At 68.4% G+C, this 15,408-nt stretch carries 10 protein-coding genes and 1 pseudogene; 3 read left to right on the top strand and 8 right to left on the bottom strand.

Annotated elements, in window-relative coordinates; genetic code table 11:
- Positions 1–55: 55 nt before the first annotated feature.
- From C1707_RS01300 to C1707_RS01290, 3 genes are read right to left on the bottom strand one after another with little or no spacing between them, the layout of a single operon-like run.
- Positions 56–1,474, bottom strand: a complete 1,419-nt coding sequence (locus C1707_RS01300) for an efflux transporter outer membrane subunit (RefSeq protein WP_101712859.1) — start codon at positions 1,472–1,474, stop codon at positions 56–58.
- A 1-nt stretch (position 1,475) separates the two neighbouring features.
- Entirely contained in the window at positions 1,476–4,670 is a 3,195-nt protein-coding gene (locus tag C1707_RS01295; protein ID WP_101712858.1) for an efflux RND transporter permease subunit, read from the bottom strand.
- A 12-nt stretch (positions 4,671–4,682) separates the two neighbouring features.
- Complete coding sequence (locus C1707_RS01290; protein WP_101712857.1) at positions 4,683–5,837, bottom strand: efflux RND transporter periplasmic adaptor subunit; 1,155 nt, start codon at positions 5,835–5,837, stop codon at positions 4,683–4,685.
- 192 nt (positions 5,838–6,029) lie between these two features.
- On the opposite strand from C1707_RS01290, the gene C1707_RS01285 reads away from it, so the two are divergent.
- A complete protein-coding gene (locus C1707_RS01285; protein WP_101712856.1) occupies positions 6,030–6,626 on the top strand; it encodes a TetR/AcrR family transcriptional regulator in 597 nt (198 codons plus the stop codon).
- A gap of 25 nt (positions 6,627–6,651) precedes the next feature.
- On the opposite strand, the gene C1707_RS01280 is transcribed toward C1707_RS01285, so the two are convergent.
- The 4 genes from C1707_RS01280 to C1707_RS01265 form a co-directional block, all read right to left on the bottom strand.
- Entirely contained in the window at positions 6,652–7,242 is a 591-nt protein-coding gene (locus C1707_RS01280; protein ID WP_101712855.1) for a hypothetical protein, read from the bottom strand.
- A 42-nt stretch (positions 7,243–7,284) separates the two neighbouring features.
- Positions 7,285–8,175 carry a rhamnogalacturonan acetylesterase gene (locus C1707_RS01275; protein WP_101712854.1) on the bottom strand — a complete coding sequence of 297 codons (891 nt, stop codon included), beginning with the start codon at positions 8,173–8,175 and terminating at the stop codon, positions 7,285–7,287.
- 143 nt (positions 8,176–8,318) lie between these two features.
- Complete coding sequence (locus tag C1707_RS01270) at positions 8,319–9,941, bottom strand: family 43 glycosylhydrolase (RefSeq protein ID WP_101712853.1); 1,623 nt, start codon at positions 9,939–9,941, stop codon at positions 8,319–8,321.
- Between the two features lie 221 nt (positions 9,942–10,162).
- The gene (locus C1707_RS01265) at positions 10,163–11,599 is read right to left on the bottom strand and encodes a sugar porter family MFS transporter (RefSeq protein ID WP_101712852.1); all 1,437 of its coding nucleotides are present in this window, start codon (positions 11,597–11,599) and stop codon (positions 10,163–10,165) included.
- Between the two features lie 403 nt (positions 11,600–12,002).
- Here C1707_RS01265 and C1707_RS01260 point away from each other — a divergent pair, with 403 nt between their 5' ends.
- Both C1707_RS01260 and C1707_RS26535 read left to right on the top strand, forming a co-directional pair.
- On the top strand, positions 12,003–14,183 hold the full coding sequence (locus tag C1707_RS01260; RefSeq protein ID WP_101712851.1) for an outer membrane beta-barrel family protein: 2,181 nt from the start codon (positions 12,003–12,005) through the stop codon (positions 14,181–14,183).
- Between the two features lie 9 nt (positions 14,184–14,192).
- Positions 14,193–14,284: pseudogene (locus tag C1707_RS26535) on the top strand (hypothetical protein); the annotation flags it as partial.
- Positions 14,285–14,295: 11 nt separating this feature from the next.
- On the opposite strand, the gene C1707_RS01255 reads toward C1707_RS26535, so the two are convergent.
- A complete protein-coding gene (locus C1707_RS01255) occupies positions 14,296–15,264 on the bottom strand; it encodes a magnesium and cobalt transport protein CorA (RefSeq protein WP_101712850.1) in 969 nt (322 codons plus the stop codon).
- Positions 15,265–15,408: the final 144 nt, after the last annotated feature.

The following is a 15,408-nucleotide window of genomic DNA, read 5'->3' as shown; positions in this document are numbered from 1 at the left end:
CCCGCACCGTCGCGCGGGGATCGGTGAGGGGAGGGCCGGGACCCTCCCCGATAGCTCAGGCCTTCGGGGCGCCGCCGCCGAGGACCTTGTAGAGGGTGACCAGGTTGCTGGCCCGGGCCAGGCGCGCGTTGATCAGGCCCTGCTGGGCCGAATACTGCGTGCGCTGGGCGTCGAGCAGGACGAGCGAGCTGTCCACGCCGCGGTCGTAGCGCAGCTTGGTCAGGCGGGTGGTGTCGGCGGCGGCGGCGGCCAGGCGTTCCTGGGCGGCCAGGCGGTCGCCGATGGTGGCCTGGGTCGCCAGGGCGTCGGCCACTTCGCGGAACGCCGTCTGCACGGCCTTCTCGTAGTTGGCCACGGCGATCTTCTGGCCGGCCTTGGCGCTGTCGAGCCCGGCCTTGTTGGCCCCGCCGGCGAAGATCGGCACGCTGATGCTCGGCGCGAAGCTCCAGGCCTTGGTGCCGCCCTTGAACAGGCCGTCCAGGTCGGCGCTGGCGCTGCCGTACGAGCCGGTCAGGCTGATGCGCGGGAAGAAGGCCGCGCGGGCCGCGCCGATGTTGGCGTTGGCGCCCATCAGCGTGTGCTCGGCCGCCAGCACGTCGGGACGACGGGTCAGCACGTCCGAGGCCACGCCCGCCGGCAGGTCCGGAAGGATCTGGGCGGTGATCAGGCCGCCGGCCGGCAGCAGGTCGGCCGGAACCTCGGTCCCGACCAGCAGGCGCAGGGCGTTCTTGTCGCGCTCGACCTGGGCCGAGTAGGTCGCGACGTCCGATCGGGCGGTCTCGGCCAGGGTCTGCGAGGTGCGCAGGTCCAGCTGCGAGGCCGCGCCGACGTCGAACTGGCGCTGGGCCAGGGCGAGGCTGTCTTCGCGGCTCTTCAGCGTGTCCTTGGCCAGGGCCAGCAGGTCCTGGTCGGCGGCCAGGGTCAGCCAGGCGTTGGCCGTCTCGGCGATCAGGCTGATCTGGGTCGCCCGGGCGGTCTGCTCGGTGGCCAGGTAGCTGTTGAGCGCCTGGTCCTTCAGGCTGCGCACGCGGCCGAAGATGTCGAGCTCGTACGAGGTGACGCCGACGTTGGCGTTGTAGTTCTCGACCTCCAGCGCGCCCGAGCCGCCGATGGCCGAGCCGAAGCCAGAGGCCGCCGTCGGGGTCTCGCTCTTGGTGCCCGACAGCGTGCCGTTGACCGTCGGCAGCAGGGCCGCGCGCTGCATGCGGTAGGTGGCGCGGGCCTGCTCGATGTTGAGCACCGCGACCCGCAGGTCGCGGCTGTTGGCCAGGGCCAGGTCGATGGTCCCCGCCAGGCGGGGATCCTCGAACACCTGCTTCCAGGCGAGGTCGCCAGCCGAAGCCGTCTGGCCGTTGGCCGAAGCCGTGGGCCAGGTCGTGGCGACCGGCAATGCCGGTCGCTCGTACTTCGGGGCCATGGTGCAGGCGGTCAGCGCGCTGGCCGCCAGCAGGGTGAGGGTCAGGTTACGAAGCATCTCAGTGGCTCTCGGCCGGAGCGGCGGGGGCCTCGTCGTGGTGACGGGGCTTGGGCTTGAAGATCCGTTCGACGATCACGAAGAACAGCGGGACGAAGAAGATCGCCAGGATGGTCGCCGACAGCATGCCGCCGATGACGCCCGTGCCGATAGCGTGCTGGCTGCCCGAACCGGCGCCGTTGGAGATCGCGAGCGGCAGAACGCCGAAGACGAAGGCCAGCGAGGTCATGATGATCGGACGCAGACGGATGCGGACGGCTTCCAGCGTGGCTTCCACCAGGTTGCCGGTGCGCTCGAAGATCTCCTTGGCGAACTCGACGATCAGGATGGCGTTCTTGGCCGCCAGGCCCATGGTCGTGAGCAGGCCCACCTGGAAGTAGATGTCGTTGGACAGGCCGCGCAGGGTGGTCGCCAGCAGGGCGCCGACGATGCCGAGCGGGATGACCATGATGACCGACAGCGGGATCGACCAGCTCTCGTAGAGGGCCGCCAGCAGCAGGAACACCACCAGGATCGAGATCGCGTACAGGGCCGGAGCCTGGTTGCCCGCTTCACGTTCCTGGGCCGACAGGCCGGTCCATTCGAAGCCGATGCCGGCCGGCAGCTGGGCGGCGATCTTCTCCATGGCCTTCATCGCGTCGCCCGAGCTCTTGCCCGGGGCCGGAGCGCCCTGGATGTTCATCGACGACAGGCCGTTGTAGCGCTCCAGACGCGGCGAGCCGTAGACCCAGCGGGTCGTGGCGAAGGCCGAGAAGGGCACCATCTGGCCGCTGCTGTTGCGGACGTACCAGCTGTTCAGGTCTTCGGGCTTCATGCGGTAGGGCGCGTCGGCCTGCATGTAGACCTTCTTGACCCGGCCGCGATCGATGAAGTCGTTGACGTACGAGCCGCCCCACGCGGCGCTGAGCGCGGCGTTGATGTCGGCCGTGGTCAGGCCCATCGAGCCGGCCTTGGCCTGGTCGATGTCGATCTTCAGCTGCGGGGTGTCTTCCTGGCCGTTGGGACGCACGCCGACCAGGTTGGGATCCTGGCCAGCCATGCCCAGAACCTGGTTGCGGGCCGCGGTGAGGGCGTCATGGCCCACGCCGCCGATGTCCTGCAGCTGGAAGTCGAAGCCCGACGAGGTGCCCAGTTCCGGCACGGCCGGCGGCACGACGGCGAACACCATCGCATCGCGGATCTGCAGGAACTTGCCCATGGCGCGGCCGGCGACGGCCGGAGCCTTCAGATTGGCGGCCTTGCGTTCGTCGAAGTCCTTCAGGCGGACGAAGGCGAGACCGGCGTTCTGACCGGCGCCGCTGAAGCTGAAGCCCGAGACGGTGAACACCGACTGCACGGCTTCCTTCTCTTCGTCCAGGAAGTGGCTGCGGACCTGGTCGAGGACGCCCAGGGTGCGTTCCTCGGTGGCGCCCGGCGGCAGCTGGACGAGGGTGATCATGATCCCCTGGTCTTCTTCCGGCAGGAAGGCGCTGGGCAGGCGGACGAACAGCAGGCCCATGACCAGGATGATGACGCCGTAGATGGCCATCCAGCGGACACTCCGGCCGAGGATCTTGCGAACCCCGCCCTGGTAGCGGCCCGATACGTCGTTGAAGCTGCGGTTGAACCAGTTGAAGAAGCGGTTGAAGAAGTTGATCACCGCACCGAGCGCGCCCGGATGATCGGTGCGCAGAGCCTCGCCGTGGGCGCGGTCATGCGGCTTCAGCATGGTGGCGCAGAGCGCCGGCGTCAGCACCAGGGCCACCACCACCGACAGCATCATCGCCGAGACGATGGTGATCGAGAACTGGCGGTAGATGACGCCTTGCGAACCGCTGAAGAAGGCCATCGGCACGAACACCGCCGACAGCACCAGGGCGATGCCGATCAGGGCGCCGGTGATTTCGCCCATCGACTTGCGGGTGGCCTCGACGGGGGAGAGGCCCTCTTCGCTCATCACCCGCTCGACGTTCTCGACCACGACGATGGCGTCGTCGACGAGCAGGCCGATGGCCAGCACGAGGCCGAACATGGTCAGGGTGTTGATGGAGTAGCCGAAGGCCGCGAGGATGCCGAAGGTGCCCAGCAGGACGACCGGGACGGCGATGGTCGGGATCAGGGTGGCGCGCCAGTTCTGCAGGAACAGGAACATGACGATGAAGACCAGGATGATGGCTTCCACCAGCGTCTTGATCACTTCGTGGATCGACAGTTCCACGAACGGCGTGGAGTCGTAGGGAACGACGTACTTGTAGCCGGCCGGGAAGGTCTTCTCGAGCGTGGCCATCTGCTCCTTCACCGCCTTGGCGGTGTCGAGGGCGTTGGCGCCCGGGGCCAGGCGGATGGCCAGGCCCGCGGCCGGACGGCCGTTGAACTTCGCGGTAGAGACGTAGCTTTCGGCGCCCAGTTCGACGCGGGCGACGTCGCGCAGGCGGACCAGAGCCCCGCCCGTGCTGTTCTTGACGATGATGTTCTGGAACTCTTCGGGCGTCTGCAGGCGCGACTGGGCCGTGATCGTGGCGTTCAGGCCGGTGCCCGGCAGGTTGGGCGTGCCGCCCAGCTGGCCGGCCGAGACCTGGGCGTTCTGGGCCTGGATGGCCGCCGACACGTCCGAGGGGGTCAGGCTGTAGGACGACAGCTTGTTCGGGTCGAGCCAGATGCGCATGGCGTACTGGGCGCCGAACAGCTGCACTTCGCCGACGCCGTCGACGCGGCTCAGCGGGTCCTGGATGTTGGACGCGATGTAGTCGGCCAGGTCGGTGTTGGTGGTCTTGTCGTTCTCCGAATAGAGGCCGACGACCATCATGAAGTTACGGGCCGACTTGGCGACCGTCAGGCCTTGCTGCTGCACTTCCTGCGGCAGCAGGGCGGTGGCGGTCTGCAGCTTGTTCTGGACCTGCACCTGGGCGATGTCGATGTCGGTGCCGGCCTTGAAGGTCAGGGTGACCGTGGCCGAGCCCGAGCTGTCGCTGGTCGACGACATGTAATCCAGGCCGTCGAGGCCCTTCATCTTCTGTTCGATGACCTGGGTGACGCTGTCCTCGACCGTCTTGGCCGAGGCGCCCGGATAGTTGGCGGAGACCGAGACCTGCGGCAGGGCGATCTCGGGGTACTGGGCGATCGGCAGCGTGCGGATGGCGAGCGCCCCCGCCAGCATGATCACGATCGCGACCACCCATGCGAAGATGGGTCTGTCGATGAAGAAACGGGACAGCATTGTGGGCCGGCCTTAGCGTTGAGCGGTGATGACGGCGGGCTTCACGGGCGCGCCAGGACGGACCTTCTGCAGGCCTTCGACGATGACCTGGTCGCCGACCTTCAGGCCGGAGGTGACCAGCCACTTGTCGCCGACGGTCTGGCCGACGGTGATCGGACGGATCTCGGCCAGGCCCTTGGCGCCGACCACGGTGACCGTGGCGTTGCCCTTCGGGTCGCGGCTGACGCCGGCCTGCGGGATCAGCACGCCGTTGGAGGCCACGCCCTTGCCGAGGGTGGCGCGGACGTACATGCCCGGCAGCAGGGTGCCGTTGGGGTTGTCGAAGGTGGCGCGCAGGCCGAACGAGCCGGTGGTCTGGTCGACGGTCACGTCGGAGAACTCCAGGCGTCCCTGGGTCGGGTAGGTCGAGCCGTCTTCCAGCTTCAGGCTGACCTGGGCCGAACCCGAGCGGCCCAGCTGGCCGCCGGCCAGGTCGCGCTGCAGCTGCAGCAGCTCGGCCGACGACTGGGTCAGGTCGACATAGATCTTGTCGAGGTTCTGGATGGTGGCCAGGGCATTGGTCTGGCTGGCCGTGACCAGAGCGCCCGGGGTGACCGAGCTCTTGCCGATGCGGCCCGAGATCGGAGCGACGACGCGGGTCCAGCCCAGGTTGATGCGGGCGGTGTCGAGCGCGGCCTTCTGGGCGGCGACGTTGGCGGACGCCTGCTGGGCGGCGGCCTGGGCGTCGTCGTTGTCCTGCTTGGAGACGGCGTTGACGGCGACCAGTTCCTTGTAGCGGTCGGCCTTCAGCTTGGCGGCGGTGTAGGTCGCCTGGGCCTGGGCCAGGCCCGCCTGGGCGCTGTTGACGGCCGCCTGGAAGGTCGCCGGCTCGATCTGGTAGAGCGGCTGGCCGGCGCGGACGTAGCCGCCTTCCTGGAACAGGCGCGCCTTGACGATGCCGCCGACCTGCGGACGGACTTCCGAGACCAGATAGGCCGAGGTGCGGCCCTGCAGTTCGCTGGTCAGGGTCACCGGCTCGGTCTTCACGACCACCACGCCCACGGGCGTGGGACCGCCCGCGCCCATGCCGCCCGCGGCTCCGCCCTTGCCTTGCCCGCAGGCGGCGAGGGTGAGCGAGACAGCCGCCAGAAGAACCGCCGAAGCGGCGAGCGGACGTTTGATAGCCATGGATATCCCCGGAGCGACAGGCTGCCGCAAGGAGGGGAGGTCCCCTTGACGACGCGCCTATGATGAACAATTTGAGAATGAACGTTCATTCTCAATTGCGCTGGACATAGGCCCGGGGTAAGGCGAAGTCAACACCCCGTCCTGTCGGCCCAGTTGACCTGACGGAAATGTAATGGAGAACGGGACCGCTCTATGGTCGACGTGAGTTCAAACGCCAAGCCGACGCCCGAGGCGCGGCGGCAACAGATTCTGGATGCGGCCTGCGACGTGGTGCGCCAGGCCGGCTTCCACGGCGCCAGCATGGCCGAGATCGCCAAGGCCGCGGGCCTGAGCGTGGGCCAGATCTATCGCTACTTCGAGAACAAGGAAGCCATGGTCGCGGCGATCGTCGCCCAGGACCTGGCCGAGATGCGCGAGAAGTTCGCCGAGCTGGAAAGCCGGCCGGGCACGCTGCTGGACGCCATGCTCGACCACATCGATGACGCGGTGTGCAAGTGCTACGACCCGCGCCGCGCGCCCCTGGTGCTGGAGGTGATGGCCGAGGCCTCGCGCAATCCCAAGGTCGCCGCCATCGTCCGCGCCGCCGACGACCAGGAACGAGCCCTGGCAAGCCAGATGCTGGAGCGCAGCCGCAAGCCCGAATGGAGCGACGAGGAGTTCGCCGCCCGCACCGAGCTGATCGGCGCGATGTTCGACGGCCTGGTCATCCGCAGCGTCAACCACCCCGAGCAGGACCGCAAGGCGATGGCGCAGGTGATGAAGTCGGTCCTGACCTGTCTTCTGGGGTAAGCGGTTTCCTTCGGAAGTCGCGGCCTCAGGAGATCCAGAGACCCAGGCGGCCGGCGATCGTCCAGCCGCCGTCGGCGGCTCGCCGCAGCAGCACCAGGAAGCCGCCGCCGGCCAGCGGTCTCGCGGTCGAGTCGACATAGGCCAGGGCCTCGTCGCCGTCCGGCGAGACCACCGGCAGGCCGACGGTCTGCAGCCTGACCGCATAGACGCCGCCCCGCAGGCGCGGCCTTTCGTTCTCGTGGGCGAGGCGCAGGCCTCTGGCCTGAGCTTCGCGAAGAAAGCCTGGGCAGTCCGTGGCGCTGGCGGGGCTGGCCGCCACGAAGGCCTGGACCGTCGCCACGGCGGGCGGCGCGATCTCGACGGGGAGGTCGTTCTCGATCGTGAACCAGCGGGAGCGGCCGTCGTCGGGAGCGGTCAGCAGGGCGCCGTCGGGGCCGGTGAACGTCAGCATCCGCGAAGCCGAGGGCGGCGGCCGCAGGGCCGCGCGACCCGGCGCCTCGCCCCGTACCGCTTCGTCGAGCAGGGGCATGGCCGCCGCGCAGGCTGGGCTCTCCCTGGCCGAGGCCAGGGCGGGCAGGCCAAGCGCGATCGTCAGGACGGCGAGAAACCGGATCATCGATCCAGATTACGCGCGTAACGAAAACGCGCCAGTCTCGGCCTACGGCACCAGATAACGCCGCAGCGCCGGCACGGCGACCGCCAGTTCGTCAGTGACGATCTTCGAGAAGTAGTCGGCGCCGTCGCGGCCCAGGTGGGTGTAGTCGAACGACAGCTTGGCCTGGCCCATCGGCTCGACGGCGGCGTTGTTCTGCTGGGCCAGGGCGGGGCTCGCGCCCGGAGCGGCCCCAGGCGCGGCGGGAGCCGCTGGCTGGGCGCTGATGGTGGTGCCGGTCCTGGCGGCGGCCAGCACCTCGGGCGGCGGCGGCATCTGGGCGAAGCGCGTGGCCTCCACCGCGCCCATGGCCTGGACGGCGGCGTAGGACTTGCCGTGCAGGTCCACGAGCGGCGTCTTGGTCTCGGCCGCGACCTTGCGGGTCGCCTCGGCCCATGGGGCGAGGTCGTCGATCAGCTTGCCGTCCTGGAACTGGCGGCGGGTCAGCGGCGTGACCAGCACCGGCTTGCCGCCGGCGGCCCGCACCTCCTCCACGTAGCGCTTGAGGTTGGCCGGGTATTCGGTGGCCAGGTCCGTCGAACGGCCCGGCTTGCCCGGCTGGTCGTTGTGGCCGAACTGGATCAGCACGTAGGTGTCCTGGAAGCCCCCGGCGCCGATCTCCTTCATCGCCAGCCGCCACGAGCCCTCGGTGCGATAGTTGCCGCTGGAGCGGCCGCCGCGCGCCAGGTTGATGCAGGCCGCGAACGAGGTGACGTGCCAGCCGCAGAAGCTGGGCCCCCAGCCGCCGATCACGGCGGTGGTCGAGTCGCCGATCAGCACGATCTTCACCGCGCGGAACATCGGCGGCTCGGCCTCGGGCGTGGCGGGCGTCTGGGCGTAGGCCGCCAGGGGCGCGATCGCCAGGACGGCGGCGAGGAGGAGGGACTTCAGGCGCATGATCGGCTCCGAGGTCTTGGGGAAGGGGGAAGATGCTCCCCCTCTGGGGGAGCTGTCGCGGAGCGACTGAGGGGGTCTAGCGTCGGCGCTGGCCCCCTCCGGCCCTTCCGGGCCACCTCCCCCAGAGGGGGAGGATCTAAGATCTAGTCCAGCGCCCGGTACTTGAAGTTCCGGAACCTCGCCGAGCCCTTGCCGGCCGCGTAGATCCCCGGCTTCAGCATCAGGAAGCCGCCGCGGACGTTGTGGTGGTAGCCGCTGACCTCCATGCCGCGGTCGAAACGCTTCCAGGTTCTGCCGCCGTCGCCCGAGGTATGGAAGGCGACGATGTGGCGGTTGTTGCGCAGGCGCATGAGCATCTTCGAGCCATGCGGATTGGCAGGCCGGCCGCGCTCGATGCCGTACTGGTGGGTGACGAAGTTCTTGGCGTCGAAGCCCAGGCCGCAATAGAGCTGGCGGTCGTAGAACAGGATCAGGCCGGCGCGGGTCTCCGGGTCGATCTCTATCTCGCACTCGATCTCGTAGGCCTGGTCGCCGTTGACGAAGATCAGCGGCGAGCCCGTCGACGGAGCCTCGCCGGCGCCCTTGAGCGTCAGCACCCCGCCCGAACGGCTGATGCGGTCCTGCTCGCCCGGCTTGGGGTCGAAGAAGTTCCACTGCACGCCGTACTTGTCGGTCGAGAAGTCGTCCGACAGGGCCATGCCGTGCGGGAGGGCCTTGCCGCCTTTGGGCTTCCTGATGGGCTTGGCCAGGTCGCCGCCGCCGATGTCGAACCAGCCGTCCTTGGTCCAGGTGACCGGAGCCAGCAGGGTCTGGCGGCCCAGGGTCCAGAAGCCGTTCTCGTAGCCGTGATAGACGGTCCACCACTCGCCGCCCGAGCCCTCGACCAGGGTGGCGTGGCCGCGCGACCACCACTTCTCGGCATTGTCGACGGTGCGCACCAGCGGGTTCTTCGGATGGTTCTCCCACGGGCCGCCCAGCGATTTCGCGCGCGCGGCGATGACCATGTGGCCGGTCGGCGGGCCGGCCGTGCCGCCCACGGCGGTGATCATGTAGAAGTACTCGCCCTTCTTCATGACCTTGGGGCCCTCGGGCGAGAAGCCCTCGACGTCCCAGTCGTCCGGATAGCGCCACGGATTGTAGACGTGCTCGGGCTTGCCGACCGTCGACAGGCCGTCGGGCGCCAGCTTGATGCGGTCGCCGCCGGACAAGAACAGCCAGCGCTCGCCGTTCTCATCGACGATGTGGCCGGGGTCGATGTAGCCGGGCAGCTTCAGGTCGATCGGCTCGGACCAGGGGCCCTCGATCTTGTCGGCCCAGATCACGTAGCTGGTATTGTTCTTGGGGAACTTGGCCGGGATGTAGAGGTAGTAGCGGCCCTCGTGCTTGCACAGCTCCGGCGCCCAGACCGAACCGATGTTGGTCTTCAGGGCCGGCCCCACCGGCGCCCAGTTCACCAGGTCCTTCGAATGCCAGATCAGCAGGCCCGGATAGGCGTCGAACGACGAGTGGGTCATGTAGTAGTCGTCGCCGTCCTTGAGGATCGACGGGTCGGGCCGGTCGCCGGCCAGGATCGGATTGAGGAAGGTCCCGTCGCCGAGATCGGCCTTGCGCTGGCCCTCGACGCCCCTGGTCCAGGTCGCGCCGGTCTTAGCCTTGGCGGGCAGGGAGCCGACGCCTTCGGCCGCGGCGGCGGAGGGCAGGGCGGCGGCCGCGGCCGCTCCGGTCAGAAGGGAGCCCAAGGCTCCGCGGCGGCTGAGATCGGCCATGTGTTTCCTTCCCGAGGCGAAGCCGCGCGAACTGACGCCGCGTCGGCCTGTTACCGGTCACTTAAGCGGCGGATCGCCGCTTTGTCTACCGGTGTCATAACCCATTTTCCGACGATAACGCTGTCAGGGGCGGAGGCAAAAGAAAACGCCCGGAAGCGGCACTCCCGGGCGTTTGTCTCACTTGTTCCTCCCCCCGCTTTGCTGGGGAGGAGTAACGAAGGTCACCCCTCCATCGCTTCCAGTTCCTTGCCACGGGTCTCGTGGATCAGCTTCTGGACGAGGAAGAACGAGACCACGGCGCTGGCCGCGTAGAAGCCGTAGGTCGCCGACAGGCTCAGCTTGGCCATGGCCGGGAAGCTGAACGAGATGGCGAAGTTGGCGATCCACTGGGCGAAGCCGGCGACGGCCAGGGCCGAGCCGCGCATCTGGTTGGGGAACATCTCGCCCAGCATCACCCACATGACCGGACCCCAGGAGAGGTTGAAGAAGATCACGTAGAGGTTGGCGGCCACCAGGGCGATCGGGCCGACGCTGCCGTCCAGGTGCAGGGCGCCGTTGACCGTGGTGGCGGTCGAGAAGCACCAGGTCAGGATTCCCAGCGTCACGGCCATGCCGGCCGAGCCGATCAGCAGCAGCGGCTTGCGGCCGATGCGGTCGATCAGGGCGATGGCCGCCAGGCAGGCGAGGATCGACAGGGCGCCCGACAGGATGTTGATCTTCAGGCTGTCGTCCTCGGTGAAGCCCACCGACTGCCACAGCACCGAGCCGTAGTAGAAGACGATGTTGATGCCGACGAACTGCTGGAAGATGGCCAGGACCAGGCCGGCCCACAGGATCGGGCGGATCTTCCTGGTGACCGGGTCGAGCAGGTCGGAGAACTTCGGCTTGTGGTCGGCGCTCAGCGAGGCGCGGATCTCGGCGACCTTGGCCGCGCCCGTGCCCGGGCCGAACAGGCGCGAGAGAATGGCCTCGGCCTGGGCGTCCTTGCCCTTGGCGACCAGATAGCGCGGGCTTTCCGGGATGGTCAGCAGGGCGAAGAAGAACACGCCGGCCGGGATCACCTGCATCCAGAACATCCAGCGCCAGGCGGGCAGGCCCAGCCAGAAGTCGGCGGTCGAGCTGCCGGCGGTGTGGGCCAGCACGTAGTTGGCCACGAACGCGCCGGTGAGGCCCGTGATGATCATGATCTGCTGCACCGACGACAGGCGGCCGCGGATGTTGGCGGGCGTCACTTCGGAGATGTAGACCGGGCACAGCACGCTGGCCGCGCCGACGCCCAGGCCGCCGATCAGGCGGAAGATGACGAAGATGGTCGAGGTGTGGGCCGCGCCGGTGCCCAGGGCGCTGATCACGAACAGCAGGGCCGAGATGATCATCACGGTGCGGCGGCCCCACACGTCGGCCAGGCGGCCGGCGGCGAAGGCGCCGATGGCGCAGCCGATCAGGATGGCCGCCACGTTCAGACCGGTGCCGAACTCGGTCAGATTGAAGGCGCTGTTGAGGCCTTCCTGCGTGCCGTTGATGACGCCGCTGTCGTAGCCGAACATGAAGCCGCCGATGGTGGCCACGGCCACGATGGCGGCGACGAAGGCCATGTTCACCTTCGCGCCGTCGGCGCTCATGCCGGCGCTTGGCCCGGCGCTGGAAACTGATGCCACTGGAGTCCTCCCCGAACTGGCCCCTTCGCGGAGCCTGCTTTGATCCCTAACGCGCCCCCGCAGGGACCCTAGTTGCCGGCGACCTTAGTGTTACCGGTATCAGCACGCAAGCGGCGGTTTTTGCGGGATTCCCGCCAACAGCGCCGTCGCGTCATCGGGCGATAGTGTCAGGTCCGGCGGCGCTCGCAAGGGGCGATGGCAACGTTGTCATTTCGCGAGCCGTCGGTAGGACGGAGCGGAGGGCTACAGCCGTTGCGCCGGCGCCACGCCGGGCGGCGCCACTGCAACATTGCCGAAAAGAAATTTGCCCCGGAAGGCCGGCCGCGCTTTACCGCTGAAGGTCGAGACCAGCGCGGACCGTCCGCTCGCGGCGCCTCGACGAGCCTGCCTCGGGGGACGCGCCTTGCGCCTGAAGACCATCCTTTTCTCCGCCGCCGCCATCGTAGCGACGCCTTGCCTGGCCCTGGCCCAGACGTCGACCCCGGCCCCCGCTCAGGGCGGACCCGCCGCCGCGCCCCAAAGCGGCGCCAAGACCGCGCCGGCCGCCGTCGAGGGCGTCACCGTCACCGGCGACAACACCGCCATGCGCAGTTCGATCGACCGCCGCAGCTACAGCGTCACCAACGACCTGTCGGCGCGCACCGGCTCGATCGCCGACGCCCTGCGCAACATCCCCTCGGTCGAGGTCGACGTGCAGGGCAATGTCAGCCTGCGCGGCGACAGCAACGTCACCATCCTGATCGACGGCAAGCCATCGGGCATGTTCAACGGCGACGGCCGCGGCGACGCCCTGCAGGCGATGCCGGCCGACCAGATCGACCGCGTCGAGGTGATGACCAATCCGTCGGCCGCCTTCCGTCCCGACGGCACGGCCGGGATCATCAACCTGGTCACCAAGCAGACCCGCAAGCCCGGCGCCACCGGCACCGTGCGACTGAACGCCAGTCCCGACGGCCGCTACAACGGCGGGATCAGCGGCAACTACGTCAGCGGCAAGCTGACCCTGTCGGGCGACGCCGGCTTCCGCCACGAGGAGCAGAAGGCCTGGCAGGCCATCGACCGCACCACGGCGGCGGGGACCAGCAGCCAGGACGGCGCCTTCGAGAACGAGGGCGACATGGTCAACCTGCGCGGCGGGATCGACTACGACCTGACGCCCAAGGACCGGCTGAGCGGCGAGGTCCGCTACCGCCGTATGCAGTTCGACACCACGGGCTCGGAAACCTACGAGACCACCGGCGCCTTCCCCGACTACGTCCGCGACACCGACGCGGCCATGAAGCGCGACAACAAGGGCGTCAGCGCCGACTGGCGTCACCAGTTCAAGGGCGCCGAGCACCAGCTGACCGCGCACCTGGAGTACGAACAGACCGACTTCTCGCGCAATTCCCGCGCCCTGACCGACTATGCCGACGCCACGGCCAGCCTCTACGAGCGGTTCGGCTTCGGCGCCGACCAGGAGCGCACGAACTTCAAGACCGACTACGCCCAGCCCAATGTCGGCGGCGGCACGCTGAAGACGGGCCTGGATTTCGAGTGGACCAAGAACGACTACGACAACCACGGCGAGGCCGGTCCGTCCTGGAGCAACCAGACGGTCGATCCGGCGCGCACCAACCGCTTCCTGTTCGACCAGGACGTCTATGCCGGCTACGTCACCTACGAGAAGGCGTTCGGCGACTTCACCGCCCAGGGCGGGCTGCGCGCCGAGCAGGTGCAGATCAACGGTGATCAGGTCACCGGCGGCCAGACCTTCGAGAACGACTACTTCAAGGTCTATCCGAGCCTGCACCTGGGCTACACGGTCAACCAGAACAACACCTTCAAGGGCAGCTACAGCCGCCGCGTCCAGCGCCCGCAGGTGCAGGACCTGAATCCCTACCGCGTCTACCAGGACCCGCAGAACTACCGGGCGGGCAACCCCTATCTGAAGCCGCAGGTCACCGACTCGTTCGAGCTGGGCTGGCAGTACCGCAAGGGGCCGGCCTACTACCTGGCCACGGCCTACTACCGCAGCAGCGAGGGCGTGGTCACCGACGTGGTCCGCGACCTGGGCGACGGCGTGCTGCTGACCACGCGCGAGAACCTCAACAAGAGCCGCAACGGCGGCCTGGAGCTGGTGGCCAACGGTCGCCTGACGCCGAAGATCACCTACAACGTCAGCGCCAACGCCTTCTGGAACGAGATCGACGCGGGCAATCTGGGCTTCTCGGGCACGCGCTCGGCCACCACGGTGTCGGGCCGCGCCAACCTGAACTGGCAGGCGACCCCGAAGGACTTCTTCCAGATCAACGCCTTCACCTCGGGCAAGCGCCTGACCCCGCAGGGTCACCGCGAGCCGTTCCAGATGGTCAATCTGGGCTACCGCCGGAAGGTCAGCGACAAGCTGTCGTTCGTCGTCACCGTGCAGGACGCCCTGGACAGCTTCGAGGACAAGGCCGTCACCGACACGCCGACCCTGAAGGACGTCACCCTGCGCACGGCCAACGTGCGGGCGGTGTTCTTCGGCTTCACCTGGAACTTCGGCGGCGGCAAGCCGCGGCCGGAACAGTTTGATTTCGGCTCGGGCGCCGTCGGAGGGTGATGGGAGCACGTGGTCCTCGCCCTTCGACAGGCACAGGGTGAGGACCAATGCCGCCTTTACAGTAGAACCCTCATCCTGAGCTTGTCGAAGGACGAGGGTTCTTGTCTGCGGCCTAAAGCCAGCCCGCCTTCTTGAACCGGCGGCGCAGCAGCAGGCAGACGACCACGATCATCCCGAGCACCAGCGGATAGCCGAAGGTCCACTTCAGTTCCGGCATGTGCTCGAAATTCATCCCGTAGACGCCGGCGACGGCGGTGGGCACGGCCAGGATGGCGGCCCAGGCGGCCAATTGGCGGGTGATGACGCCCTGGCGCTGCTGCTCCAGCAGCGAACTGACCTCGAACACCGAATTGAGCACCTCGCCCAGGCCCGCGATCAGCAGGTCCACCCGCGCCACGTGGTCGCGGATGTCGCGGAAATAGGGCTTCACCTCGGGGTCGATGCACGGCGTCTCGTGGTGTTCGAGATAGCCGGCGACCTGGGCCATGGGGCCCAGCAGGCGCAGGAACTTGGTCAGTTCGCGCCGCAGGGTGAACAGGCGGGTGATCTCGACCCGGCTGAGGAAGGCGTCCAGCGCCCGCCGCTCCATTTCCGCCAGCTCGTCCTCGATGGCGTCGACCACCGGCAAGTAGCCGTCGACGATGAAGTCGAGCACGGCGTGCAGCACGTAGTCGCCGCCGTGGGCCAACAGGGCGGGCTGGGCTTCCAGGTGGGCGCGCAGTTCCAGGTGGGCCCGCGCCGATCCGTGGCGCACGCTGATCAGGAAATGAGGCCCCACGAAGATGTCGGTTTCGCCGAAGACGATGCGCTCCTGGACCATCTGGGCGGTCTTGGCGACGACGAACAGCTGGCCGCCATAGATGTCGACCTTGGGCATCTGGCGCGCATGCAGGGCGTCCTCGATGGCCAGCGGGTGCAGGTCGAAGCGTTCCTGCAGCACGCGCAGCTCGGTCTCGGTGGGATCGACCAGTCCCAGCCACACGAACTCGCCGTCACGCGGCGCCAGGCTGCCTGGATCGTCGAGCCGGATCTCCCGCACCCGCTTTCCATCGACATAGGCGTAGGCGGCGACGACGCTCATGAGGGCTCCCGGTCTTTCAGCGCGGACATGGCGTCAATGCGACGGGAGGGCAAGGGCCTGGACAACTAGATCCGCCCCCTCTGGGGGAGGCAGCCCAGAGGGCCGGAGGGGGCGGCGCGGCGCGGGCCCCCTCAGTCGCTTCGC

Origin of the sequence: Caulobacter flavus, from assembly GCF_003722335.1 — a bacterium.
GTDB classification, from domain to species: Bacteria; Pseudomonadota; Alphaproteobacteria; order Caulobacterales; family Caulobacteraceae; genus Caulobacter; species Caulobacter flavus.
This window is presented reverse-complemented; position numbering and strand designations above follow the sequence as displayed.